Here is a 22,643-nt window from a genome sequence, read left to right on the forward strand (position 1 = left end):
TAAAATATGAAGACGTTGAAACACTGGAGTTTGCACCAACAGCTGGAGCATCACGTTGAATTGACCGTTGATGGTCAGCACACTTTGTGTCTGTACGTGCTGGAAGAGAATTTATTCCGCGTCCTGCTGAAGCGCCAGGGCCAACTGGCGCTGGATCGCACCTGGAGTATCGCCCCGCAGCAGGATGTGCCGTGGGAAGGCCGCGCGCGGGATGACCTCAGCGGTTTTAGCCTCCCGGCCTGGCAGATGACCAAAGAAGATGACGCGCTGACCATCGCCACCAGCCAGCTGCGCGTCACCGTCCACCAGCCGCTTTGGCTGGAGTGGAGCTATCGCGACGACGCCGGCGAGTGGCAGACGCTCGCCAATGACCGCCCAACCAGCGCCTATCTGGCAAATGCCCACGGGGATGGCGTCGCCCATTATCTCAGCCGTCGTAAAGATGAGCGTTTCTATGGTCTGGGTGAAAAGGCCGGCGACCTGCAGCGTAACGGTAAGCGCTACGAAATGCGTAACCTCGATGCCATGGGCTACAACGCCGTCAGCACAGACCCGCTGTATAAACATATTCCGTTTACCATCACGCAGCGCAGCGATATCAGCTACGGCCTGTTCTATGACAACCTGAGCAGCTGCTGGCTGGATCTGGGTAACGAAATCGACAACTACCACACCGCCTATCGCCGCTGGCAGGCGGAAGCCGGCGACATCGATTATTACCTGTTTACCGGTAAGCAAGTGCTGGATGTGACCAAGGCGTTCGTCCGTCTGACCGGTAAAACCCTCTTTGGGCCAAAATGGAGCCTCGGCTACAGCGGCTCGACGATGCACTATACTGACGCGCCGGATGCGCAAAATCAGCTGATGAATTTTATCCGCCTGTGCGAGCAGCATGCGATCCCCTGTGATTCGTTCCAGCTCTCTTCCGGCTATACCTCAATCAACGGCAAGCGCTACGTCTTTAACTGGAACTACGACAAGGTGCCGCAGCCAAAAGTGATGAGCCAGTCGTTCCACGATGCCGGGCTGAAACTGGCTGCCAATATCAAACCGTGCCTGCTGCAGGATCACCCGCGCTATGGCGAAGTGGCGGAACGCGGCCTGTTTATTCGCGATTCGCAAACCGATGCGCCGGAGCGCTCCAGCTTCTGGGACGATGAAGGTTCGCATCTCGACTTCACCAACCCGCACACCGTGGCCTGGTGGCAGGAAGGCGTAACCACCCAGCTACTGGAGATGGGTATCGATTCGACCTGGAACGATAACAACGAATATGAGGTATGGGACGGCGAAGCCCGCTGCTACGGCTTTGGCCGCGAAATCGCCATTAAGCATATTCGTCCGGTGATGCCGCTATTGATGATGCGCGCCTCGCTGGAAGCGCAGCAGCGCTTTGCGCCGCAAAAGCGCCCGTATCTGATCTCCCGCTCCGGCTGCGCCGGGATGCAGCGCTACGTACAGACCTGGAGCGGCGACAACCGCACCAACTGGGATACGCTGCGCTATAACACCCGAATGGGATTAGGGATGAGTCTCTCCGGGTTGTTTAACGTCGGCCATGACGTCGGCGGTTTCTCCGGCGATAAACCCGAGCCAGAACTGTTCGTTCGCTGGGTGCAAAACGGCGTGATGCATCCGCGCTTTACCATTCACTCGTGGAATGACGACCAGACGGTCAATGAACCCTGGATGTATCCGGAAATCACCCCGGCGATCCGCTCAGCCATCGAGCTGCGCTACCGTCTACTGCCCTATTTGTACACCCTGTTATGGCAGGCGCATGCCGATGACGAACCCATGCTGCGCCCGACCTTCCTCGATCACCAGCACGATACCCAGACCTTCGCCGAGTGTGATGACTTCATGTTGGGGCGCGATCTACTGGTAGCAAGCGTGGTCGAGCCCGGCGCCCGTCAGCGCCAGCTGTGGCTGCCCGATAATCAGGACGGCTGGTACGATTTTTACAGCCACCAGTGGTTTGCCGGCGGTCAGTGGGTAACGCTGGACGCGCCGCTGGAAAAACTGCCGCTGCTGGTCCGTGCCGGCGCCGGTCTGCCGCTCAGTGAACGTATCAGCCACGTCGATGCGCAAAAAGACGATCGTCGCGAACTGCAGTTGTTCCCGCTGAAAGGTACCGGCTCAACCCGCGGTCTGTTGTTTGAAGACGACGGTGAAAGCTGGGGCTATAAAGAAGGTGATGCGCTATGGCTGGAGTGGGAAATGACCTGCAGCGCCAACAGCATAAACCTGAATATCAATGCTCGCGGCAACTATCGCCCGGCGTGGAAAGCCTTGAAGCTGTCATTACCGGCGGGAGAAAAACGGCAACTGCTGGTGAATGGCGTCGAAGGAACGGAGTGGATGCTCTGACCAAGGCCCGCTGAAACCGCCGGTATTGGTGGTCTCAAAATCCCCGGTGGCGCTACCGCTTACCGGGGCTACAACACTGTGCGGTTTGGTCGCCCCGGTAACGGACAGTTTCAGTAGCATGGATACAAGATAGAGATCTTAAGCACACAATGGCACGGACCGTAGGCCGGATAAGGCGCAGCCGCCATCCGGCGCAAACAACACTGTGCGGTTTGGTAGCCCCGGTAACGGACAGTTTCAGAAGCCATGGGTACAAGATAGAGACCTTAAGCTTACAATGGCACGGACCGTAGGCCGGATAAGGCGCAGCCGCCATCCGGCGCAAAATCGGTTCTTTACCCGCGGTTATTGTCCAAAAAACGGCACCGCGGGTAGATACTGCTATCGGTTTGCAACGGTTTTGGTCCGGGAAAAACAGTTGTTTTGTATTAATTCAGAGCCTATTGCGCTCCCGAAATGTCTTCTGCGTTATGGCTCGCATGGCGCAGGGAGCGCACAGAGGGCGGCCAGTCGCCGCCGCCCTCTGTACTCCCGGGCTCTGGCCGCCAAAATCGCCACTTCGTGGTTCCTTCGACTTATCCCGCCAGGCTTCGGGTCGGGCCGAGGCAGCGTCCGTGCAAAACACGGCCCTCAGCCCGCATCCATGCGGGCTGCCCCGGCCTTCCGGGAACGTCTCAGCGATTTTGAGGCCACCAACACCGGCAGTTTCAGCCAGCGCGGTGAAGACATTAAAGGCAGGTCGCAAGGACCGTAGGTCGGGTAAGGCGTTAGCCGCCACCCGACAAAAAAACGGTACCTCGGATTACCCGGGTAAGGCGCAGCCGCTACCCGGGTAACGGAGAGGGATTACTCGATACCTTTACTGCGCAGGTAATCTTCGTAGTTGCCGCTGAAATCGATTACGCGTTCCGGAGTAATCTCCAGTACGCGAGTCGCCAGAGAACTCACGAACTCACGGTCGTGAGAAACGAAAATCAGGGTGCCCTGATACATTTCCAGCGCCATGTTCAGCGATTCGATCGATTCCATATCCAGGTGGTTAGTCGGTTCATCCATCACCAGGATATTCGGTTTCTGCATCATCAGCTTACCGAACAGCATGCGACCTTTCTCGCCACCGGAAAGTACTTTCGCCGGCTTTTTAATATCGTCCTGGCTAAACAACAGACGACCAAGGATACTGCGTACCGCCTGCTCGTCATCGCCTTCCTGTTTCCACTGACTCATCCAGTCAAAGACCGTCAGGTCATTCTCGAAATCTTCGGCATGATCCTGCGCGTAGTAGCCGATACGGGCGTTTTCGGACCACTTAACGGTACCGTTGTCCGCTTCCAGTTCGCCAACCAGCGTTTTCAGCATCGTTGATTTACCGACGCCGTTGGTCCCCAGTACCGCCAGCTTTTCGCCGACTTCCAGCAGCAGATTAACCCCTTTGAACAGCGGGCCGTTATCAAAACCTTTCGCCAGCGCTTCCACTTCCAGCGCGTTACGGAACAGTTTCTTATCCTGTTCGAAGCGAATGAACGGGTTCTGACGGCTGGAGGCTTTCACTTCATCCAGTTTAATTTTATCAATCTGACGAGCGCGAGAGGTCGCCTGACGCGATTTTGAAGCGTTGGCGCTAAAGCGGCTAACAAAGGCCTGCAGGTCGGCAATTTGCGCTTTCTTCTTGGCGTTATCGGCCAGCAGACGCTCACGCGCCTGGGTCGCCGCGGTCATATATTCGTCATAGTTGCCCGGATACACGCGCAGTTCGCCGTAATCGAGATCCGCCATATGGGTGCAGACCATGTTCAGGAAGTGACGGTCGTGCGAAATGATGATCATGGTGCTGTCACGTTCGTTCAGCACCTGCTCCAGCCAGCGAATAGTATCGATGTCGAGGTTGTTCGTCGGTTCATCGAGCAGCAGGATATCCGGATTGGAGAACAGCGCCTGCGCCAGCAGGACACGCAGTTTCCAGCCCGGCGCGACTTCGCTCATCGGGCCGTAATGTTGCTCCACGGGAATACCGACGCCGAGCAGCAGTTCGCCGGCGCGCGCTTCGGCGGAGTAACCGTCCATCTCGCCGTATTTTACTTCCAGGTCGGCCACTTTATAGCCGTCTTCCTCGCTCATTTCCGGCAGCGCGTAGATGCGATCGCGCTCTTGCTTCACTTCCCACAGCTCGCCGTGGCCCATGATAACCGTATCCAGCACGGTGAACTCTTCGAAGGCAAACTGATCCTGGCGCAGCTTACCGATGCGCTCGTTCGGGTCGAGAGACACGTTGCCCAGCGTCGGCTCAAGATCGCCGCCGAGGATCTTCATAAACGTGGATTTGCCGCTGCCGTTGGCGCCAATCAGGCCGTAGCGGTTGCCGCCGCCAAATTTGACGGAGATGTTTTCAAACAGCGGCTTACTGCCAAACTGCATGGTGACGTTGCTGGATACTAGCACGAGGATATCCTGAAAATAGAGAATTAGGGATGTGATGAACCAGACATTATGCCAGCAAATGGTTCACTTTTCACGGACTGCGGTAAAAAGCCCGCCAATAACTATGCTATGGTCAGGGTTTTACCGCAAAATGACCGATTGCTAAGACATAATAATTATCCGCAATTCAGAGGGAATTTATGACCACCCGCACCAGCCATCCTGCATTTATCTCGCTTCAAGGCGGCATCAACTTTCGCGATCTCGGCGGTCAACGCGCGGCCGATGGCCGGCGCGTACGTTCTGGCAAACTGCTGCGCTCGGGTTCGCTGCACAACATGACGCCGGAGGATCTCAATCATCTCAGCGCTATTCCGCTGAGCCGGGTGCTGGATTATCGCGATCCGACAGAGGTCAATCGCAGCCCTGACCGGCTAAATAGCGAAGCCTTCTACCTCAACGCTCCGGCCAATCCGCTTTCCAGCAGCGTCAATGCGAAAGTCACCGAGTTTAACGCCGCGACCCTCAACACCATGGACGGCGAGCAGTTTATGCTACAGCTCTACCGTCAGTTGCCGTTTGATAACGCCGCCTATCGCCAGTTGACTCAGTGGTTGATGGAACCTTTCGACGGCGCGCTACTGCAGCACTGCGCGGTTGGTAAAGACCGTACCGGCGTCGGCTGCGCCCTGACGCTGTTCGCGCTCGGCTGCGATAGCAATACGGTCATGGAAGAGTATCTGCTGACCCAGGGGATGCTGGCGCAGGTCGAAGGATTCCTGCTCGACACCTTCGGCGAAGGCCTTAATGATAACGGACGTAAAAATCTCGCCGCCATCATGACCGTCCAGGAGTCGTATCTGGCGACCGCGTTGTCCAGCATTGAACAACGTTACGGTCATGTCGACCGCTGGCTGGAGCAGGAATATCGCCTGACGCCGCAGGCGCGCGAAGCGTTACAGTCGCGGCTGCTGGAAGATTAATCCACGTTTCGATAACCAGACAATTCGCCGTGAAAGCGGCGCGTTGCGCACTACACTAGTAGCAACAGGAAAAAATTGTGATTTCGTACACATCTGATTTACCTGTTTATCGGAAAGCACATATAATGCGCTCCTATCTACTATCTGAATATCTAACAAGGCCCGTGTGGCGTTGACACCGCGCACGACATGAAGAATATGAAATTATCGACACTCTTAGCGGCAGCCTTCGCCATCGTGGGCTTTTGCAACACAGCTTCAGCTGTTACCTATCCTCTGCCGACCGACGGCAGCCGTCTGATTGGCCAGAACCAGGTCATTACTATTCCAGACGATAATAAACAGCCGTTGGAATATTTCGCTGCCAAATACCAGATGGGTCTGTCCAACATGCTGGAAGCGAACCCGGGCGTGGATACCTACCTGCCGAAAGGCGGCACCGTGCTGAATATTCCGCAACAGCTGATTCTGCCGGACACCGTGCATGAAGGTATCGTCATCAACAGCGCCGAGATGCGTCTGTACTACTACCCGAAAGGCACCAATACCGTGATCGTACTGCCGATCGGTATCGGCCAGTTGGGCAAAGATACGCCGATCAACTGGACGACCAAAGTTGAACGTAAGAAAGCGGGCCCGACCTGGACCCCGACGGCGAAAATGCACGCCGAATACGCCGCGGAAGGCAACCCGCTGCCGGCAGTCGTGCCAGCAGGCCCGGATAACCCGATGGGCCTGTACGCGCTGTATATCGGTCGTCTGTACGCTATCCACGGTACCAACGCCAACTTTGGTATCGGCCTGCGCGTGAGCCACGGCTGCGTGCGTCTGCGTAACGAAGACATCAAATTCCTGTTTGAGAACGTGCCGGTCGGCACCCGCGTGCAGTTTATCGATGAGCCAGTGAAAGCCACGACCGAACCGGATGGCAGCCGCTACGTCGAAGTACACAACCCGCTGTCGACCACCGAAGCTCAGTTCAAAGGCGGCGAAATCGTGCCTATCAGCCTGACTCAGGCCGTGCAGTCGGTGACCAGCCAGCCTGACGTTGACCAGAGCGTAATGGATCAGGCGATCCAGAACCGTTCAGGGATGCCGGTGCGCCTGAACTAATTTCAGCTAGCACATGAAAACGGCGGGCCAGGTGCCCGCCGTTTTTTTATCTGCTCGCAGCGCCAGCAGGGCAAATCTTCCCGCTAGCCGTTATTGACCAGAATGACCCCGCCATGATCGTAGCGGTAGTGGCAGTGCGCGTACTCCAGCGGCGTACCATCTTCCAGATAAATCACCTGCTCAACCTCCAGCACCGGATCGGTCGGCTCGCAGTTAAGATGTAATTTATCCAGATCATCCGGCTTCTTCGCCCGCACCACCCGATAAGACCCCATCAGCTTCAGCCCCAGCGTCTCCTGCACGTAACGAAACACCGAACTCTGCAGATGGCTTTTATTGAGCCCCGGCACCAGCGCCACCGGCATTACCGTAAGATCCAGCGAGACCGGCTCGCCGTTAAGCAACCGCAGGCGGACGAAGTCATACACCGGCGCATCGGCGTCGATCAGCAGCGAACTTTGCTCCTTCTCGCTGGGAAAACGCAGCTCAAAGCGCAGCACTTCGCTTTGCACCTCGCCAAGATGCTCCCAGGTTTTAGTGGCGCCAAAATAGTCGCTGCCGGGCAGTTCCCACTGCGATAGCTGGAGGAAATTTTTCCGTACAAAGGTACCCTGACCTTTGCGGGTGTAGATAAGACCCTCGACAATCAGCTGACGCATTGCCTGCTGGATGGTCATCCGGCTGGTATTGAACTCTGCCGCCAGCGCAAACTGGTCGGGTAACGGCGCGCTGGCAGGATACTGCTGGCTAATGATCCGCTTTTTTATTTCCCGCGCGATATTAAGATACTTCGCCGTCATTCTCCGATCCTTTAACATTTTGTGAATGGCTGGCGGGCGGCATACACCGCCCGCTCGCCGTTACATCTCTTCGCCATTACTGTGGATAACCCGCTTCAGCCACGCGTAGCTTTTCTTAGGTACCCGCTTGAGATCCTTAAGATCGTGGTTTTCACGATTGACGTACACCACGCCGTAGCGTTTACGCATGTCGCCCTGCGAGCTAAGAATATCGATTAATCCCCAGCCGAGATAGCCTATTACCTGCGCCCCGTCTTCAAACATTGCCGCTTTCATGGCGTTAATATGATCACGGTGATAGGCAATACGATAATCATCGGCGACCGGGTTTTCGCCGTCCCAGGATTCGATTACCCCGATACCGTTTTCAATCGGGAAGACCGGCAGCCGCCAGTCATTGTAATAGCGGGTAATGATCATGCGGAATCCCAGCGGATCGATCTGCCAGTTCCATTCCGTCGCTTTCAGGTACGGATTGTCCTGGTTGCCGAATAACATGTAGTTGTTCACCGCCGTACCCGGCGGAATCGCGTCGCTATTGAGCGCGCGGCTGGCGTAGTAGCTGAATGCCAGATAGTCGACCTTCACCGTCGCCATCAGCGCAATATCTTCAGGGCGATAGATATCGTCAAAGCCTTCGCGAGCGACAAAATGCATCACCTCCGGACTATAGCCCTCACCCGCGTAGGCGCGCAGCAGGTTCTGGTTTAAAAACTCGTCCAGTTGCTGGGCGCACAGAATATCGCGCGGCTTACAGGTCGCCGGATAGACCAGCGCATGGGCCAGCATTCCGCCCATCAGACACTGCGGTTTGGCCTGATGGAGATAGTCGGTGAGATGGACGTGGGCCATCATCACGTGGTGCTGGATCTGGTAAAGCTCGCGCAACGTTTTATCGCCACGCAGATAGCCGGTGATCAGAAAAGCCTCCGGCGAATGGTAAAGATTCTGTTCGTTGAAGGTCAGCCAGTACTTCACCTTATCGCCGTAGCAGTCGATCATCTTCTGACCGTAGCGGATAAAGGCGTCCATTACCCGGCGGTCGGTAAAACCGTTGTAGCGCTCTGCAAGCGACAAGGGCATATCGAAGTGATAGAGGCAGATCATCGGTTCAATACCGCGGGCAATGAGCTCATCAATAAACTGATGGTAGAACGCAATCCCCTCTTCATTGAACTCGCCATCACCCTGCGGGCAGACGCGGCTCCAGGCTATCTGGAAACGATAGCAGTTCATGCCCAGATCCTGCATTAAATCGAAATCTTCGCGGAAGCGATGGTAAGAGTCGGTCGCCACCTTCCAGTCCGAGGCGAACTCCGACGGTTCACGGATATCGTACACCGACATCCCCTTCCCCCCCTCATTCCACGCCCCTTCGGTCTGCATGCTGGAGACCGAATTGCCCCATAAAAAATCGGCCGGTAGTTTGTCTTTCATGGTTCGCCTCTGTATATGACTAGTCATTTAAAAGTTATGACTAGTCATATACAAAAAAACCACCGCCGAAGCAAAAGCAGGATCGTTTTCTGTGAGCCATACAAACAAAAAAGATCGCCGCAAGCGGCGATCTTTATAAGCACGGAAAAAACGGCGTTACTGCGCGTCAAGCTGCTTACGGCGATATTCCCCCTGGCGCTCCAGCATCCAACCCGGATACTCGCGCGGCAGCGCGCTGACCGCGTCAAGCTGGCGTAACTCATCTTCACTCAGGCGAATAGCGGTGGCCGCAATATTATCCTGCAACTGTTCGGCCCGTTTGGCGCCAATAATAACGCTGGTAACCGCCGGCTGATGCAGCAGCCACGCCAGCGCAATCTGCGCCACCGAGACCCCTTTCGCTTCGGCTATCACCTGCATGACGTCAATGCAGTCAAAGGCGCGATCTTTATTCACCGGCGGGAAGTCAAACTCCAGGCGACGACCGCCCGCTTCCGCCCGCCCATCGCGGCGATATTTACCGCTCAGCAGACCGCCCGCCAGCGGGCTCCAGACCATCAGGCCGAGACCTTCGCTTTGCATCATCGGCACCAGTTCGCGCTCCAGGTCACGCCCGGCAATCGTGTAGTAAGCCTGCAGAGAAGCAAAGCGCGAGAGCCCAAGGCGTTCCGCGATGCCCAGCGCTTTGGCGATTTGCCAGGCCGCCCAGTTAGAAACGCCGATGTAGCGCACGTGCCCCTGCTGCACCAGGGTATCCAGCGCCGACAGCGTCTCTTCGATAGGCGTCGCCGGATCGAAGCCGTGCAATTGGTAGAGATCGATATGATCGAGCTGCAGGCGGCGCAGGCTCTCTTTCACGCTGCCCATGATGTGATAGCGGGAGCTGCCGCGCGAGTTCACCCCGGCGGTGCCGGTTTCGCCGAACACTTTAGTCGCCACCACCACGTTTTCACGCGGTATCTTCAGGTTCTTTAACGCCTGGCCGGTGATCTCCTCCGAGCGTCCTTCTGAATAGACGTTGGCGGTATCGATGAAGTTGATGCCCGCATCCAGCGCGCTCCCCACCAGCTGTTCGGCTTCCGCCTGGCGCAACTGGCCGATTTTTCCCCACATCCCCTCTTCGCCGCCGAAGGTCATGGTGCCAAGGCACAGCTCAGAGACAAACAGGCCGGTATTTCCCAGTTTTTGATAACGCATAGCAGTGTCCTCATTCGGATGATTAACGTCAGCCAGATAGTTATAGCCCGAGCGTCGTCATCACGAATGGGGTGTTCCTGCCCGTTTCTTGCCCAATCCTCTGAAAATCAGCGCCACAGCGCGAGCATGGCGTAACCGGTGAGCGCCGCCCAGATCAGCAGCGGAATGGAATAAAGATGAAAACGCCACCAGATCCGGCGGTCGCCGGCCATCCGCAGCGCAATCAGGTTCGCCAGCGATCCGGGCAGCAGGCCAAAACCGCCGACGTTCACCGCCCAGGCTAACAGCATCGTTGGCGGCACGTAATTAAGCAGCAAAATAGTCGATGGCACGTTGCTGATAAACTGCGACAGTCCGATTGCCGTCAGCCATAGCCCGCCATGCGAGAGCTGGCCGACGCCGTTCAGCCACTGCTGCAGCACCGGCAGCTGCGTCAGCAGGTGAACGTCGATAAACATCGCCATAAACACCAGCAGCAGCGACCAGTCGACGTTGATAATCACCGCTCGCGCCAGCAACAGGAACCCGACGGCAATGAGCGCCAGTCCCCAGAGTTCCTGCTTCATCTCCAGCGCAGCCAGAAAGATAAGGTAGAAAGCGAGGCAGCTCCACACCAGCTGCGGCCGCCACTCCGGCGCTTTGTCGCTACTTTGATAATTGAGCCGAGCGGCAGGGAAACAGAACCAACACAGCACCAATAGCGTGATCATCATCGCCGCCGCCAGCGGCAGCATCTGGCCGATAAAGGCAAGAAACGATAGCCCGGAGCGGCCCCACAGTAAAATATTCTGCGGATTGCCGATGGGCGTTAATAAAGAGCCGGCGTTAACCGCCAGCGCTTCAAAAATAATCAGCCGATTCACCGGAATGGCGCACCATTTTTTTAGCGTTAACGTGAGGGGAACGACAATGAACAGCGCGACGTCGTTGGTCAAAAAAGTGGAAAGCAGCGCGGCAGCCAGCACCATAAAGATGGCCAGCTGGCGTTCGGTGACGAAACGGCGCGCCATTTTGCGCCCCAGCACATCAAAATAGCCGCTCAGTTCAATCCCTTTGGTCAGCAGCATTAGCCCGCTGAGAGTAATAATAGTGTGCCAGTCGATAGCCTGTCCCCAGCGCTGAGGCGCGAAAGGAACGAACAGGCTAAGGATAACGGCGATAAGTAACAAAAGATGCAGGAAACGGTCACGGGCAAGCGACTGCACAAAAGGGAGATTCATTCTGCGTGTAATCTCTGGGTAAACAGCTTGAATTGCGCCAGCGTTTCTTCGCTAACGTGGTGTTCCATTCCTTCCGCATCGCGGCGGGCAATCTCCGGACTCACGCCAATCGCCAGCAGAAAGTTTTCCACAATCTGATGACGCTCGCGGCTTTCATGGGCCAGCTTCTCCCCCTCCGGGGTTAAGAAGATCCCGCGCCAGGGGATCTGTTCGATCAAGCCGACGCTCGCCAGACGTTTAAGCATTTTCGCCACCGTCGGCTGCGAAACGCCAAGACGCGCAGCCATATCCACCTGGCGCGCCTCGCCCACTTCGTTAATCAGATCGGAAATCAGCTCCACATAGTCATCAATCAGCTCGCGGCGATGCGCTTCGCGCACCTGACGGAACCCCTCTACGTGTTCTTCGACATTAACCAGCTGCGTCACTTTTTTAGTTATGGGCTTACCTGCGCGACGGTTCATTGTGCTTCCTCGTTGGTGTGACGCATCAAGCATCATATAAAAGGATCCACATTGTAATGGATTGCGCTCATAGCACAAAAAATTAACGTTTTAGCCATAGCTATAAAATATAGCCTGTGCTATATCTGTATGTAATGCAAACAGCCATCACGGATTTGACGGCGCGAAAAGGCAGGAGGAATAACCATGAACGAATTCAAGAGGTGCTTAAACGTGTTTAGCCATTCACCCTTCAAAGTACGCTTAATGCTGATCGGCATGCTGTGCGACATGATCAACGGCAAACCGCAGCAGGACAAACCTAAACATTAACGCGGCGTCGCGGTACGCCGCTTCATTTTTTTGTCATCTTTCCCCGCCAACCTATCTGGTTACCTCGTCTTTCAGCGCTTTTTTCAAGTTTTGTAAGCTTTCTCGCAAAACAATCTGTTATGAACAGTTGACCTTACCATTCGCAGGCCCTATCGTTTGTCAGCCCTGCCACTACTGCGGCTCGCAGAGACCCTCTTCACGCACTGTCCAGCAGGTTTTACCCCCTTGATGCCAGGGGACGAACATGGCGTCTTGTTGATTACGAATTATGAATGTCACTCTGAAAGAAACGCTGGCCGCCCGCAGACTGGCCCTGAACCCGTGGACAGGATTCTACTTTTTACAGTCGCTGTTGATTAATCTGGCGCTTGGGTATGAATTTAGCTTGCTCTATACCGTTGCGTTTACCTGCGTACTCCATCTGCTTTGGCGCACCTTCCCGCGCGTTCAAAAAGGGGTAGTTGGCCTCTATTCCCTGCTGGCCGCGATGTACTATCCCTTCGGCCAGGCTTACGGCGCGCCAAACTTCAATACGCTGCTGGCGCTGCACGCCACGAATGTTGAAGAGTCGACGGAAATTCTCACTATTTTCCCGTGGTACAACTATTTGCTGGCGGTATTCATCTTCGCTCTCGGCGTCATTGCCGTACGGCGCAAACCGCAGCCGCCCGCGCGCCTTGGCAAAGTGGAATATCTGGGACTGCTGTTTAGCATCGGCATCTTTTTCCTGCAGCCTGTGCAGAATCTGGCCTGGGGCGGCGTCTTTAAAGTCATTGATAGCGGTTATCCCGCCGTGCGCTTCGTAAAAGACGTGATCGTTAATAACAACGAAGTGCTGGATGAACAGGCGCGGATGGCGCAATTGGCTAACATGAAAGATAGCTGGCACGTGCTGGCGGTGAAGCCGAAGTACCATCTCTATGTCGTGGTGATTGGCGAGAGCGCGCGCCGCGATGCGCTTGGCGCGTTCGGTGGCCACTGGGACAACACGCCGTTCGCCAGCTCGGTCAACGGCTATCTGTTTAAAAACTACGTGGCCGCCAGCGGCTCCACGCAGAAATCGCTTGGCCTGACCCTCAACCGGGTGGTTGACGGTAAACCCCAGTATCAGGACAACTTCGTCACCCTCGCCAACCGCGCGGGCTTCCAGACCTGGTGGTTCTCCAATCAGGGACAAATTGGTGAATACGACACCGCTATCGCCAGCATCGCCAAACGTGCCGATGAGGTGCAGTTCCTGAAAAACGGTGATTTTGAAGCCAATAAAAATACTCAGGATGAGCAACTGCTGAAACTGACCGAGCAAGTCTTATCAGTCGAGCGCAGCCAGCCGCAGCTGATCGTATTACATATCATGGGCTCGCACCCGCAGGCCTGCGATCGTACCAAAGGCAAATACACCACCTTTGTGCAGTCAAAGGAGACCTCATGCTATCTCTACAGCGTGACGCAAACCGACGCGCTGTTGGCGAAGCTCTACGGTCAGCTGCAGAATTCCGGCAGCACTTTCTCGCTCACCTATTTTTCCGATCACGGTCTGGCGTTTAAAGAGCGCGGTAAAGCGGTGCAATATCTCGCCCATGATGACAAATATCAACAGAACTTCCAGGTGCCGTTTATGGTGCTCTCCAGCGACGATAAAGCGCATAAGATGATTAAAGCCCGCCGCTCGGCGAATGATTTTCTCAGCTTCTTCGCGCAGTGGACCGGGATCAGCGCGCAGGAAATTACCCCGCGCTATCGCTTTATCTCAGAACAGAAAGCCGGACCGGTGTATATCACCAATTTCCAGTTACAGAAGGTGGACTACAACCATCTGGGCAGCGACGAGTTTACCGTCAACTAAACGGCATCGCCGAATCACAGGCAAAAAAAATCCGCCCCTTGAGGCGGATTTTTTATATCACCGAAGTGATTAGAAGCGGTAACCTACACCGGCAATCCAGGTGCCGACGTCAACGTTACGAATACGAGACTGCTCGTAGGAGAAGTCCAGGGCAACGTTTTCGATCGGGTTGAACTGCATACCAGCGCCGTAAGAGAAACCGTAGTCGCTCATGTCGGATTTCTGGTTCGGGAAGTTGTTGTTCTGGAATTTACCGTAGCCAACACCGATTACGCCGTAGATGCTCGCCCAGTCGTTCAGACGGTAAGCCGGACCAGCGGTGATGCCGTAGTACTGACCTTTGTTGTAAGTACCGTTGCTGGTGTTGTCTTTTTCGGTGTAGGTGAAGGAACCGATAACGCCCAGCGGGTTGTTATCTTGCTCGTAACGGTACTTAAGGTTGAAACCGCCTGCTTTGTTGGCTTTACCCTGCATGTCGCTCTGAGCGTAACCACCGGTAACGGTAGAAGTTGCAGCGAAAGCAGTAGTACCTACGGATGCAGCCAGAACAACGGCCAGTGCTGAAAGACGTGCAATTTTATTCATAACCACCTCAAATGTGTTTCTAATAAGTCCTAAGTCTTAAATATATCAAAAACTTTTGGGAAACTCTTTTGACTTTACATTGTCTAACATACTTTTTCATGTAAGCAAAAGTTTCCACGATTTCGTAACAATCTGGAAATCAAACACTTTTCGCGCAAAAAGTGCTTAACGATTACCAGCAGCAAACGCTGCGCATCCAGATTATTCTTAGCCGTGAAGGTATTCCCCTACGTATTTTACGCCATTGTACTGTTTTTCCACCCTCTTTTTTCAACAATCGCTAAACCGTTAAGCGGTTATTCCAGTACACTGGAACCTTTACCTCTTTTGACAAACCCTGACAGGAGAAAGGATGCCCGGCTCGTCCCGTAAAGTTCCGGCGTGGTTGCCGATACTGGTTATTTTGATCGCCATGGTCTCGATTCAGAGCGGTGCATCGCTGGCGAAATCGCTCTTCCCGTTGATTGGCGCACCGGGCGTCACCGCTTTGCGCCTGACGCTCGGCACTTTAATTTTAGTCGTTATTTTTAAGCCGTGGCGACTACGTTTTGCCCCGCAGCAGCGGCTGCCGCTGTTCTTTTACGGCGTGGCGCTAGGGGCGATGAACTATCTCTTCTATTTATCGCTGCAGCGGATCCCGCTCGGCGTCGCGGTCGCGCTGGAGTTCACCGGGCCGCTGGCGGTGGCGCTCTTCGGTTCACGCCGCCCGCTTGATTTCGTCTGGGTGGCGCTGGCGGTGCTCGGGCTGTGGTTCCTGCTGCCGCTTGGGCAAAACGTAGGGGAAGTGGATTTAGTCGGCGCGCTGTTCGCGCTCGGCGCCGGCGCATTCTGGGCGGTCTATATTCTTACCGGCCAGCGCGCGGGCGAAGAACACGGCCCGGCGACGGTGGCCATGGGCTCGCTCATCGCGGCGGTGATTTTTGTGCCCATCGGTATCGTCCAGGCCAGCGATACGCTGCTGCAATGGTCGCTGCTGCCGCTGGGGCTTGGCATCGCCATTCTCTCCACCGCCCTGCCCTACTCGCTGGAAATGATCGCCCTGACGCGGATGCCCACCCGCACTTTCGGCACGCTGATGAGCATGGAGCCGGCGCTGGCGGCGCTGTCGGGAATGGTGTTCCTCGGCGAGACGCTGACCCTGACGCAAACTCTGGCGTTAGGGGCGATTATCATCGCCTCAATGGGTTCGACGCTGACCATGCAGCGGCAAAGCAAAATCGAGAAAGTCGATATAAATTAAGATTTTGTTACCGCACTGGCTCGCGTTCATAGCGAGCCAGCTATTTACTTTTAATTATCTGATTTTATAAATCTTTTTAAATAGCCAACAACTCTGCGCTATCGGACTGATATGGACAGCCGATGCCTCATATCCAATATCCCTTGCTATAATTAGTCCCGAAGTCATTTGGGACAAACGCTCTACATAATTCAAATTTGAAGTATGACGAGTATCAATATCAAGAGGATATGAAACTATGAGTACCGCAAAACTGGTTAAAACTAAAGCGTCTAACCTGCTCTATACCCGTAACGATGTCGCAGACAACGAGAAGAAAGCTACCGTTGAGCTGCTGAATCGCCAGGTGATCCAGTTCATCGACCTGTCGCTGATTACCAAGCAGGCCCACTGGAATATGCGCGGTGCCAACTTTATTGCCGTTCATGAAATGCTGGATGGTTTCCGCACTGCGCTCACCGATCACCTTGATACGATGGCTGAACGTGCCGTTCAACTGGGCGGCGTCGCTCTGGGCACCACTCAGGTCATCAACAGCAAAAGCCCGCTGAAAAGCTACCCGCTGGATATTCACACCGTTCAGGAACATCTGAAAGAACTGGCCGACCGTTATGCCATCGTGGCCAATGATGTGCGTAAAGCGATCAGCGAAGCGAAGGATGAAGACACCGCCGATATCTTTACCGCGGCTTCCCGTGACCTGGATAAATTCCTGTGGTTCATCGAAGCGAATATCGAATAAATGTCCGCAGCCGTCAGCGCCCGCTGGCGGCATTTTTCATTTCTCCCACGCTTCCCCCCGTAATCGCTTAGCTCGCCCTCTTTTGGTGCAGGCGCTTGTACACAATACGTACTAAAGTAAAACAATTGTAATAATCACCTCACACAATCGTTACAGCAAGATTGTTTTCCCATCAGGGTTTGCGTTAAAAATGCTCTGGTTATTCGCTACGTTTATATTGCACCAAAATGACGCCCTGTTACGGTGCATTTGCTTTATCGGATAACCGAAATTGTGCAAACGATATGAAAGCTCCTGTTGAAAAACAATGGCTTGTAAAACTGGCACGATTTTTTCATTAGGCTACACGTTCTCGCAGGGGCTCGTCCCGTGGATAAAAAAGGAAATACTATGAAGTCTGTATTAAAAGTGTCACTGGCTGCACTGACCCTGGCTTTTGCGGTTTCGTCTCACGCCGCAGATAAAAAACTGGTAGTCGCCACCGATACGGCGTTTGTTCCGTTTGAATTTAAGCAAGGTGATAAATACGTCGGCTTCGATATTGACCTGTGGGCCGCGGTCGCCAAAGAGCTGAAACTGGACTACACCCTGAAACCAATGGACTTCAGCGGCATCATTCCCGCGCTGCAGACCAAAAACATCGATCTGGCGCTGGCGGGGATCACCATCACCGACGAGCGTAAAAAAGCAATCGACTTCTCCGACGGCTACTACAAAAGCGGCCTGCTGGTGATGGTTAACGCGAAAAACAATGACATCAAAGACGTGAAAGATCTGAACGGCAAAGTGGTCGCCGTGAAGAGCGGCACCGGCTCCGTTGATTATGCGAAAGCCAACATCAAAACCAAAGATCTGCGCCAGTTCCCGAACATTGATAACGCCTATATGGAGCTGGGCACCGGCCGCGCTGACGCGGTACTGCACGACACGCCAAACATCCTGTACTTCATTAAAACCGCCGGTCAGGGCAAGTTCAAAGCGGTAGGCGAATCGCTGGAAGCGCAAAGCTACGGTATCGCCTTCCCGAAAGGCAGCGACGAACTGCGCGAAAAAGTGAACGGTGCGCTGAAAACGCTGCGTGAAAACGGCACCTACAACGAAATTTACAAAAAATGGTTCGGTACTGAACCAAAATAATAATTAGGCCTACTTCTCGCGGCCAATCCGCCGCGGGCTCCACGGCGCCAGGGTTTCATTCCCCGGCGCCGTATTCGCAGAGGCTTTCTCTGCTTTCGACACGGTAACAGTAACAGGAACACATTATGCAGTTTGACTGGAGTGCCATCTGGCCCGCCATTCCTATTTTGCTGGAAGGCGCCAAAATGACGCTGTGGATTTCGGTCCTCGGCCTGGTTGGCGGCCTTATCATCGGTCTGGTGGCCGGTTTCGCCCGCTGTTTCGGCGGTTGGATAGCCAACCACGTCGCGCTGGTATTTATTGAAATCATCCGCGGCACGCCAATTGTGGTGCAGGTGATGTTCATCTACTTCGCGCTACCGATGGCGTTTAGCGACTTACGCATCGACCCATTCACCGCCGCGGTGGTGACCATCATGATCAACTCCGGCGCCTATATCGCGGAAATCACCCGCGGCGCGGTGCTGTCCATCCACAAAGGTTTCCGCGAAGCGGGTCTGGCGCTGGGGCTCTCCCGTCGCGAAACTATCCGCCACGTGATCCTGCCGCTGGCGCTGCGTCGTATGCTGCCGCCGCTCGGTAACCAATGGATTATCAGTATCAAAGATACGTCGCTGTTCATCGTTATCGGCGTCGCCGAACTGACCCGTCAGGGCCAGGAAATTATTGCCGGCAACTTCCGCGCGCTGGAAATCTGGAGCGCCGTCGCCGTCATTTATCTGATCATCACCCTGGTGTTGAGCTTCATTCTGCGTCGTCTTGAAAGAAGGATGAAAATCCTGTGATTGAATTTAAAAACGTTTCCAAACACTTTGGCCCGACTAAAGTGCTGCACGATATCGATCTGAAGATCGACAAAGGTGAAGTGGTCGTGATCATCGGGCCGTCCGGATCCGGTAAATCCACGCTGCTGCGCTGCATCAACAAACTGGAAGAGATCACCAGCGGCGATCTTATCGTCGATGGCCTGAAGGTGAACGACCCGAAAGTTGACGAGCGCTTAATTCGCCAGGAAGCCGGAATGGTATTCCAGCAGTTCTATCTGTTCCCGCACCTGACGGCGCTGGAGAACGTGATGTTCGGCCCGCAGCGCGTGCGCGGCGCGTCGAAGGCGGCGGCGGAAACGCTGGCGAAAGAGCTGCTGGCGAAGGTGGGTCTCGCGGAACGCGCGCACCACTATCCATCCGAACTTTCCGGCGGTCAGCAGCAGCGCGTCGCCATTGCCCGCGCGCTGGCGGTGAAACCGAAAATGATGCTGTTTGATGAGCCGACGTCGGCGCTTGACCCGGAACTGCGCCATGAAGTGCTGAAAGTCATGCAGGACCTGGCCGAAGAAGGCATGACGATGGTCATCGTAACCCACGAAATCGGCTTTGCTGAAAAAGTGGCGTCGCGGCTGATCTTCATCGATAAAGGCCGCATCGCCGAAGACGGCGACCCGCAGGTTCTGGTTAAGAACCCGCCAAGCCCGCGTCTGCGCGAGTTTTTACAGCACGTAGCCTGATGCGCCCGGCTCTCCCCGGCAAGGGGAGAGCCGCTTTCCAGATTCATCCCAACGCTCCTCCTCGTCTGACCCCTTCTATACTTAGCAGTTTGAGATGCAATGGAGGCGCCCATGCCGTGGATCCTACTGTTGCTCGCTGCGCTGTGGATTTCTCCGCTGTCGGCGGCGTCATTGCCCGGCATACCGGCGGCGACAACCGACAAAAGCACAGCCAGCGAGCCTGACCTCGAACAGAAAAAAGCCGCCTGGGCGGCATTAGCTGACGTGCTGGATAATCCGCAGTCGCGGCAGGAGTTAATCGATGAGCTGCGTAAAGCCGCCGCCACCCAGCCGCCTGCCGCCGCCCCCACGCTGACCCCGCCAGAAGTTAAAGACGAGCAAACCGTTCTGGAAAGCGTGACGGAAGTAAGTCGTCAGTATAGCGAGCGCCTGTCGTCGCGGTTTTCTCAGCTATGGCGCAATATCACCGGCTCACCGCATAAGCCTTTCCATGCCGATGCGTTTCGCAATGCCGCTGGCGACTTCCTGCTGCTGGCCGGGCTGGTATTTGCCTTCTGGTGGTTAGTACGCCTGGCGGCGCTGCCGCTTTATCGCAAAATGGGCCATTGGGGAAGGCACAAAAACCGTGAGCGCAATAACTGGCTGCAGTTACCGGCCACCATTGCTGGCGTTTTCATCATCGACCTGCTGCTGCTGGCGCTAACGCTGTTTATCGGGCAGCTGTTAAGCGATCGTTTAAACGGCGGCAACCGCACCATTGCTTTTCAACAAAGCCTGTTTCTTAACGCCTTCGCGCTGATCGAGTTTTTTAAAGCCATCCTGCGAGTGATTTTTTGCCCGCGAATCGCCGATTTACGCCCCTTCAATATCAGCAACGAACACGCAACGTACTGGAACTTACGCCTCAGCGCCTTGAGTAGCCTGATTGGTTACGGGCTGATCGTAGCGGTGCCGATTATCTCCAATCAGGTTAACGTGCAGATTGGCGCGCTGGCCAACGTCATCATAATGTTGTGCATTACGGTGTGGGCGCTGTATCTGATTTTCCACAACAAACGCGCCATCACTCAGGGGCTTATCCATCTTGCCGACCGCTCGCTGCCTTTCTTCAGCCTGTTTATTCGCGCTTTTGCGCTGGTCTGGCACTGGCTGGCCTGTGCTTACTTTATCGTGCTGTTCTTCTTTTCGCTCTTTGACCCCGGCAACAGCCTCAAATTTATGATGGGCGCGACGCTACGTAGCCTGGCTATCGTCGGCGCCGCGGCGCTGGTATCCGGTATTTTGTCACGCTGGATAGCCAAAACCATCACCCTGTCGCCAGAAACGCAACGCCACTACCCGGAGCTGCAAAAGCGGCTCAACGGCTGGATCTCCGCCTCGCTGAAAGCCGCGCGGATCCTGACGGTATGCGTGGCGGTGATGCTGTTGCTGAGCGCCTGGGGACTGTTTGATTTTCAGCAATGGCTACACAATGATGCCGGGCAAAAAACGGTAGATGTCCTGATTCGTATCGCGCTAATCCTGTTCTTCTCCGCCGTCGGCTGGACCCTACTGGCAAGCCTGATTGAGAACCGCCTGTCATCGGACATTCATGGACGCCCGTTGCCCAGCGCTCGCGCCAGAACGCTGCTGACGCTGTTTCGCAACGCGCTGGCGGTGGTCATTACCACCATAACGATAATGATCTTATTGTCGGAAGTCGGGGTGAACATCGCGCCGCTGCTGGCGGGCGCCGGGGCGTTAGGGTTGGCCATCTCTTTCGGCGCCCAAACGCTGGTCAAAGATATTATTACCGGCATCTTTATCCAGTTTGAGAACGGGATGAACACCGGCGATCTGGTGACCATCGGGCCATTAACCGGCACGGTGGAACGGATGTCGATCCGCTCGGTGGGCGTGCGCCAGGATACCGGGGCGTACCATATTATTCCCTGGTCTTCGATAACCACCTTCGCCAACTTTGTGCGCGGGATCGGTTCGGTGGTCGCCAACTATGATGTCGACAGGCAGGAGGACCTGGATAAAGCCAATCAGGCGCTGAAGGCGGCGGTAGACGATCTGATGGCGCAGGAGGAGATCCGCGGGCTGATTATTGGCGAACCGTCGTTCGCCGGGCTGGTAGGGCTGAGCAATACCGCGTTTACCTTACGCGTCAGCTTTACGACGCTGCCGCTGAAGCAGTGGACGGTACGCTTTGCCCTCGATACCCAGGTGAAGCAGCATTTCGACCGCGCCGGCGTGCGCGCGCCGGTACAAACCTGGCAGTTATTGCCGCTGCCGGGCAACGCAAACCCGGCGGCAGAGACTTAAAATGGACGGCGGCGCTTTGCGTCGTCCATAAAACTCCAGGCGATAAAGCGGCTCTGTTTCTGCCCCTGCGCCATCTCTTTTTTCACCACTTTCACCGCGCCGACTTCGGTCAGCAGGCGATACAGCGGCGGCAAATTATCGCCGCGGGAGACCAGCGAGGTAAACCATTTAACCTGGCGGCCGAACTGCTGGCTTTCGCGGATCATTTGCGAAATAAAGGCCACTTCGCCGCCTTCACACCATAGTTCCTGCTGCTGGCCGCCAAAGTTCAGTACGCTATCTTCCCCCAGCCCCAGATTACGGCGTTTACGCTCGCCGCCGGCACGCGCGCTGGCGGCGGAGTCGTGGAATGGCGGGTTGCAGAGGGTCGCATCATAGGTTTCATTCTTATGAATGATCCCGGTAAAGATTGCCTGACCCTCTTTCTGACGACGCAGACGAATTTGCCGCGTCAGTCCTGGGTTGCCGTTAATAATCGCCTGGGCGCTGGCAAAGGCCTGCGGATTCACTTCACTACCGGTGAAGCGCCAGCCGTATTCATGCGCGCCAATCAGCGGATAGATGCAGTTCGCGCCGGTACCGATATCGAGAATGGTGGCGTTTTTCGGGATCTCGCCGCTATCCTGCGCCAGCAGGTCGGCCAGATGGTGGATGTAGTCCGCGCGTCCCGGCACCGGCGGGCACAAGAAGCCGTCAGGAATATCCCAGTGTTTTACCGCGTAAAAGTGCGCCAGCAGCGCCTTATTCAGCGCCTTCACCGCCAATGGGTTAGCAAAATCAATGGTTTGTTCACCGGCCGGATTCAGGGTGATATAGCTTTGTAGCTCGGGATGAGTCTGGCACAACGCTGGCAAATCATAGCGTTGGTGATGGCGGTTACGCGGGTGCAACCCCGGCTTTTCGGCTTTCATGGCAATCTCCTTTCAACAGCCGCGTAAGATACCCGTTGACGGCGGCGCGGTAAA

19 protein-coding genes are annotated in these 22,643 nt (G+C 55.3%); 11 read left to right on the forward strand and 8 right to left on the reverse strand.

What is annotated here, in order from left to right; genetic code table 11:
• Nucleotides 1-6 precede the first annotated feature (6 nt).
• Nucleotides 7-2,370 carry a glycoside hydrolase family 31 protein gene (locus ABLV66_RS17335; RefSeq protein WP_047049098.1) on the forward strand — a complete coding sequence of 788 codons (2,364 nt, stop codon included), beginning with the start codon at nucleotides 7-9 and terminating at the stop codon, nucleotides 2,368-2,370.
• 846 nt (nucleotides 2,371-3,216) lie between these two features.
• On the opposite strand, the gene ABLV66_RS17340 is transcribed toward ABLV66_RS17335, so the two are convergent.
• Nucleotides 3,217-4,809, reverse strand: a complete 1,593-nt coding sequence (locus tag ABLV66_RS17340; RefSeq protein ID WP_015367567.1) for an ABC-F family ATPase — start codon at nucleotides 4,807-4,809, stop codon at nucleotides 3,217-3,219.
• 179 nt (nucleotides 4,810-4,988) lie between these two features.
• Here ABLV66_RS17340 and ABLV66_RS17345 point away from each other — a divergent pair, with 179 nt between their 5' ends.
• Complete coding sequence (locus ABLV66_RS17345) at nucleotides 4,989-5,771, forward strand: tyrosine-protein phosphatase (RefSeq protein ID WP_047049100.1); 783 nt, start codon at nucleotides 4,989-4,991, stop codon at nucleotides 5,769-5,771.
• Nucleotides 5,772-5,969: 198 nt separating this feature from the next.
• Entirely contained in the window at nucleotides 5,970-6,884 is a 915-nt protein-coding gene (ldtB, locus tag ABLV66_RS17350) for a L,D-transpeptidase LdtB (protein ID WP_015367569.1), read from the forward strand.
• 83 nt (nucleotides 6,885-6,967) lie between these two features.
• Here ldtB and ABLV66_RS17355 read toward each other — a convergent pair whose 3' ends face one another.
• From ABLV66_RS17355 to mntR, 5 genes are all read right to left on the reverse strand, one after another.
• Nucleotides 6,968-7,684 (reverse strand): GntR family transcriptional regulator, encoded by a 717-nt coding sequence (locus ABLV66_RS17355; RefSeq protein WP_045395027.1) that lies wholly within the window; start codon nucleotides 7,682-7,684, stop codon nucleotides 6,968-6,970.
• A gap of 60 nt (nucleotides 7,685-7,744) precedes the next feature.
• Nucleotides 7,745-9,121 (reverse strand): glycoside hydrolase family 1 protein, encoded by a 1,377-nt coding sequence (locus tag ABLV66_RS17360; protein ID WP_047049103.1) that lies wholly within the window; start codon nucleotides 9,119-9,121, stop codon nucleotides 7,745-7,747.
• 156 nt (nucleotides 9,122-9,277) lie between these two features.
• Nucleotides 9,278-10,318: an aldo/keto reductase gene (locus ABLV66_RS17365; RefSeq protein WP_063414774.1), complete on the reverse strand. Its 1,041-nt coding sequence runs from the start codon at nucleotides 10,316-10,318 to the stop codon at nucleotides 9,278-9,280.
• Nucleotides 10,319-10,425: 107 nt separating this feature from the next.
• Nucleotides 10,426-11,538 (reverse strand): anion transporter, encoded by a 1,113-nt coding sequence (locus ABLV66_RS17370; RefSeq protein ID WP_020079302.1) that lies wholly within the window; start codon nucleotides 11,536-11,538, stop codon nucleotides 10,426-10,428.
• Nucleotides 11,535-12,002 carry a manganese-binding transcriptional regulator MntR gene (mntR, locus tag ABLV66_RS17375; RefSeq protein WP_015367574.1) on the reverse strand — a complete coding sequence of 156 codons (468 nt, stop codon included), beginning with the start codon at nucleotides 12,000-12,002 and terminating at the stop codon, nucleotides 11,535-11,537. Before mntR ends, ABLV66_RS17370 begins: the two co-directional genes overlap by 4 nt.
• A gap of 186 nt (nucleotides 12,003-12,188) precedes the next feature.
• Between mntR and mntS the strand changes: the two genes are divergently transcribed.
• Complete coding sequence (gene mntS, locus ABLV66_RS17380) at nucleotides 12,189-12,314, forward strand: manganase accumulation protein MntS (protein WP_045395034.1); 126 nt, start codon at nucleotides 12,189-12,191, stop codon at nucleotides 12,312-12,314.
• Between the two features lie 268 nt (nucleotides 12,315-12,582).
• Nucleotides 12,583-14,160 (forward strand): phosphoethanolamine transferase, encoded by a 1,578-nt coding sequence (locus ABLV66_RS17385; RefSeq protein ID WP_047050343.1) that lies wholly within the window; start codon nucleotides 12,583-12,585, stop codon nucleotides 14,158-14,160.
• Between the two features lie 69 nt (nucleotides 14,161-14,229).
• Here ABLV66_RS17385 and ompX read toward each other — a convergent pair whose 3' ends face one another.
• Complete coding sequence (gene ompX / locus ABLV66_RS17390) at nucleotides 14,230-14,745, reverse strand: outer membrane protein OmpX (RefSeq protein WP_015367577.1); 516 nt, start codon at nucleotides 14,743-14,745, stop codon at nucleotides 14,230-14,232.
• 352 nt (nucleotides 14,746-15,097) lie between these two features.
• Here ompX and rhtA point away from each other — a divergent pair, with 352 nt between their 5' ends.
• The 6 genes from rhtA to ybiO all read left to right on the forward strand — a co-directional run bounded on the left by rhtA (nucleotide 15,098) and on the right by ybiO (nucleotide 21,678).
• The gene (gene rhtA / locus ABLV66_RS17395) at nucleotides 15,098-15,985 is read left to right on the forward strand and encodes a threonine/homoserine exporter RhtA (protein WP_045364611.1); all 888 of its coding nucleotides are present in this window, start codon (nucleotides 15,098-15,100) and stop codon (nucleotides 15,983-15,985) included.
• Between the two features lie 238 nt (nucleotides 15,986-16,223).
• Nucleotides 16,224-16,727: a DNA starvation/stationary phase protection protein Dps gene (gene dps / locus ABLV66_RS17400; RefSeq protein WP_015367579.1), complete on the forward strand. Its 504-nt coding sequence runs from the start codon at nucleotides 16,224-16,226 to the stop codon at nucleotides 16,725-16,727.
• Nucleotides 16,728-17,117: 390 nt separating this feature from the next.
• Nucleotides 17,118-17,864, forward strand: coding sequence for a glutamine ABC transporter substrate-binding protein GlnH (gene glnH, locus ABLV66_RS17405; protein ID WP_015367580.1), 747 nt, complete (start codon nucleotides 17,118-17,120; stop codon nucleotides 17,862-17,864).
• 125 nt (nucleotides 17,865-17,989) lie between these two features.
• Complete coding sequence (gene glnP / locus ABLV66_RS17410) at nucleotides 17,990-18,649, forward strand: glutamine ABC transporter permease GlnP (RefSeq protein WP_045364618.1); 660 nt, start codon at nucleotides 17,990-17,992, stop codon at nucleotides 18,647-18,649.
• Nucleotides 18,646-19,368 carry a glutamine ABC transporter ATP-binding protein GlnQ gene (gene glnQ / locus ABLV66_RS17415; RefSeq protein WP_045395036.1) on the forward strand — a complete coding sequence of 241 codons (723 nt, stop codon included), beginning with the start codon at nucleotides 18,646-18,648 and terminating at the stop codon, nucleotides 19,366-19,368. Before glnP ends, glnQ begins: the two co-directional genes overlap by 4 nt.
• A 111-nt stretch (nucleotides 19,369-19,479) precedes the next feature.
• Complete coding sequence (ybiO, locus tag ABLV66_RS17420) at nucleotides 19,480-21,678, forward strand: mechanosensitive channel protein (protein WP_348876926.1); 2,199 nt, start codon at nucleotides 19,480-19,482, stop codon at nucleotides 21,676-21,678.
• On the opposite strand, the gene rlmF is transcribed toward ybiO, so the two are convergent.
• Nucleotides 21,675-22,589 carry a 23S rRNA (adenine(1618)-N(6))-methyltransferase RlmF gene (gene rlmF / locus ABLV66_RS17425; protein ID WP_015704819.1) on the reverse strand — a complete coding sequence of 305 codons (915 nt, stop codon included), beginning with the start codon at nucleotides 22,587-22,589 and terminating at the stop codon, nucleotides 21,675-21,677. The genes ybiO and rlmF overlap by 4 nt on opposite strands.
• Between the last annotated feature and the right edge of the window lie 54 nt (nucleotides 22,590-22,643).

This window comes from Klebsiella sp. CN_Kp073, assembly GCF_040065495.2.
Lineage (GTDB): Bacteria > Pseudomonadota > Gammaproteobacteria > Enterobacterales > Enterobacteriaceae > Klebsiella > Klebsiella aerogenes.

Excerpts from the sequence above, each read along its gene's own strand:
- ABLV66_RS17335 (WP_047049098.1), top strand. The coding sequence starts at position 7 with ATGAAGACGTTGAAACACTGGAGTTTGCACCAACAGCTGGAGCATCAC.
- ABLV66_RS17345 (WP_047049100.1), top strand. The coding sequence starts at position 4,989 with ATGACCACCCGCACCAGCCATCCTGCATTTATCTCGCTTCAAGGCGGC.
- ldtB (WP_015367569.1), top strand. The coding sequence starts at position 5,970 with ATGAAATTATCGACACTCTTAGCGGCAGCCTTCGCCATCGTGGGCTTT.
- ABLV66_RS17355 (WP_045395027.1), bottom strand. The coding sequence starts at position 7,684 with ATGACGGCGAAGTATCTTAATATCGCGCGGGAAATAAAAAAGCGGATC.
- ABLV66_RS17360 (WP_047049103.1), bottom strand. The coding sequence starts at position 9,121 with ATGAAAGACAAACTACCGGCCGATTTTTTATGGGGCAATTCGGTCTCC.
- ABLV66_RS17365 (WP_063414774.1), bottom strand. The coding sequence starts at position 10,318 with ATGCGTTATCAAAAACTGGGAAATACCGGCCTGTTTGTCTCTGAGCTG.
- ABLV66_RS17370 (WP_020079302.1), bottom strand. The coding sequence starts at position 11,538 with ATGAATCTCCCTTTTGTGCAGTCGCTTGCCCGTGACCGTTTCCTGCAT.
- mntR (WP_015367574.1), bottom strand. The coding sequence starts at position 12,002 with ATGAACCGTCGCGCAGGTAAGCCCATAACTAAAAAAGTGACGCAGCTG.
- mntS (WP_045395034.1), top strand. The coding sequence starts at position 12,189 with ATGAACGAATTCAAGAGGTGCTTAAACGTGTTTAGCCATTCACCCTTC.
- ABLV66_RS17385 (WP_047050343.1), top strand. The coding sequence starts at position 12,583 with ATGAATGTCACTCTGAAAGAAACGCTGGCCGCCCGCAGACTGGCCCTG.
- ompX (WP_015367577.1), bottom strand. The coding sequence starts at position 14,745 with ATGAATAAAATTGCACGTCTTTCAGCACTGGCCGTTGTTCTGGCTGCA.
- rhtA (WP_045364611.1), top strand. The coding sequence starts at position 15,098 with ATGCCCGGCTCGTCCCGTAAAGTTCCGGCGTGGTTGCCGATACTGGTT.
- dps (WP_015367579.1), top strand. The coding sequence starts at position 16,224 with ATGAGTACCGCAAAACTGGTTAAAACTAAAGCGTCTAACCTGCTCTAT.
- glnH (WP_015367580.1), top strand. The coding sequence starts at position 17,118 with ATGAAGTCTGTATTAAAAGTGTCACTGGCTGCACTGACCCTGGCTTTT.
- glnP (WP_045364618.1), top strand. The coding sequence starts at position 17,990 with ATGCAGTTTGACTGGAGTGCCATCTGGCCCGCCATTCCTATTTTGCTG.
- ybiO (WP_348876926.1), top strand. The coding sequence starts at position 19,480 with ATGCCGTGGATCCTACTGTTGCTCGCTGCGCTGTGGATTTCTCCGCTG.
- rlmF (WP_015704819.1), bottom strand. The coding sequence starts at position 22,589 with ATGAAAGCCGAAAAGCCGGGGTTGCACCCGCGTAACCGCCATCACCAA.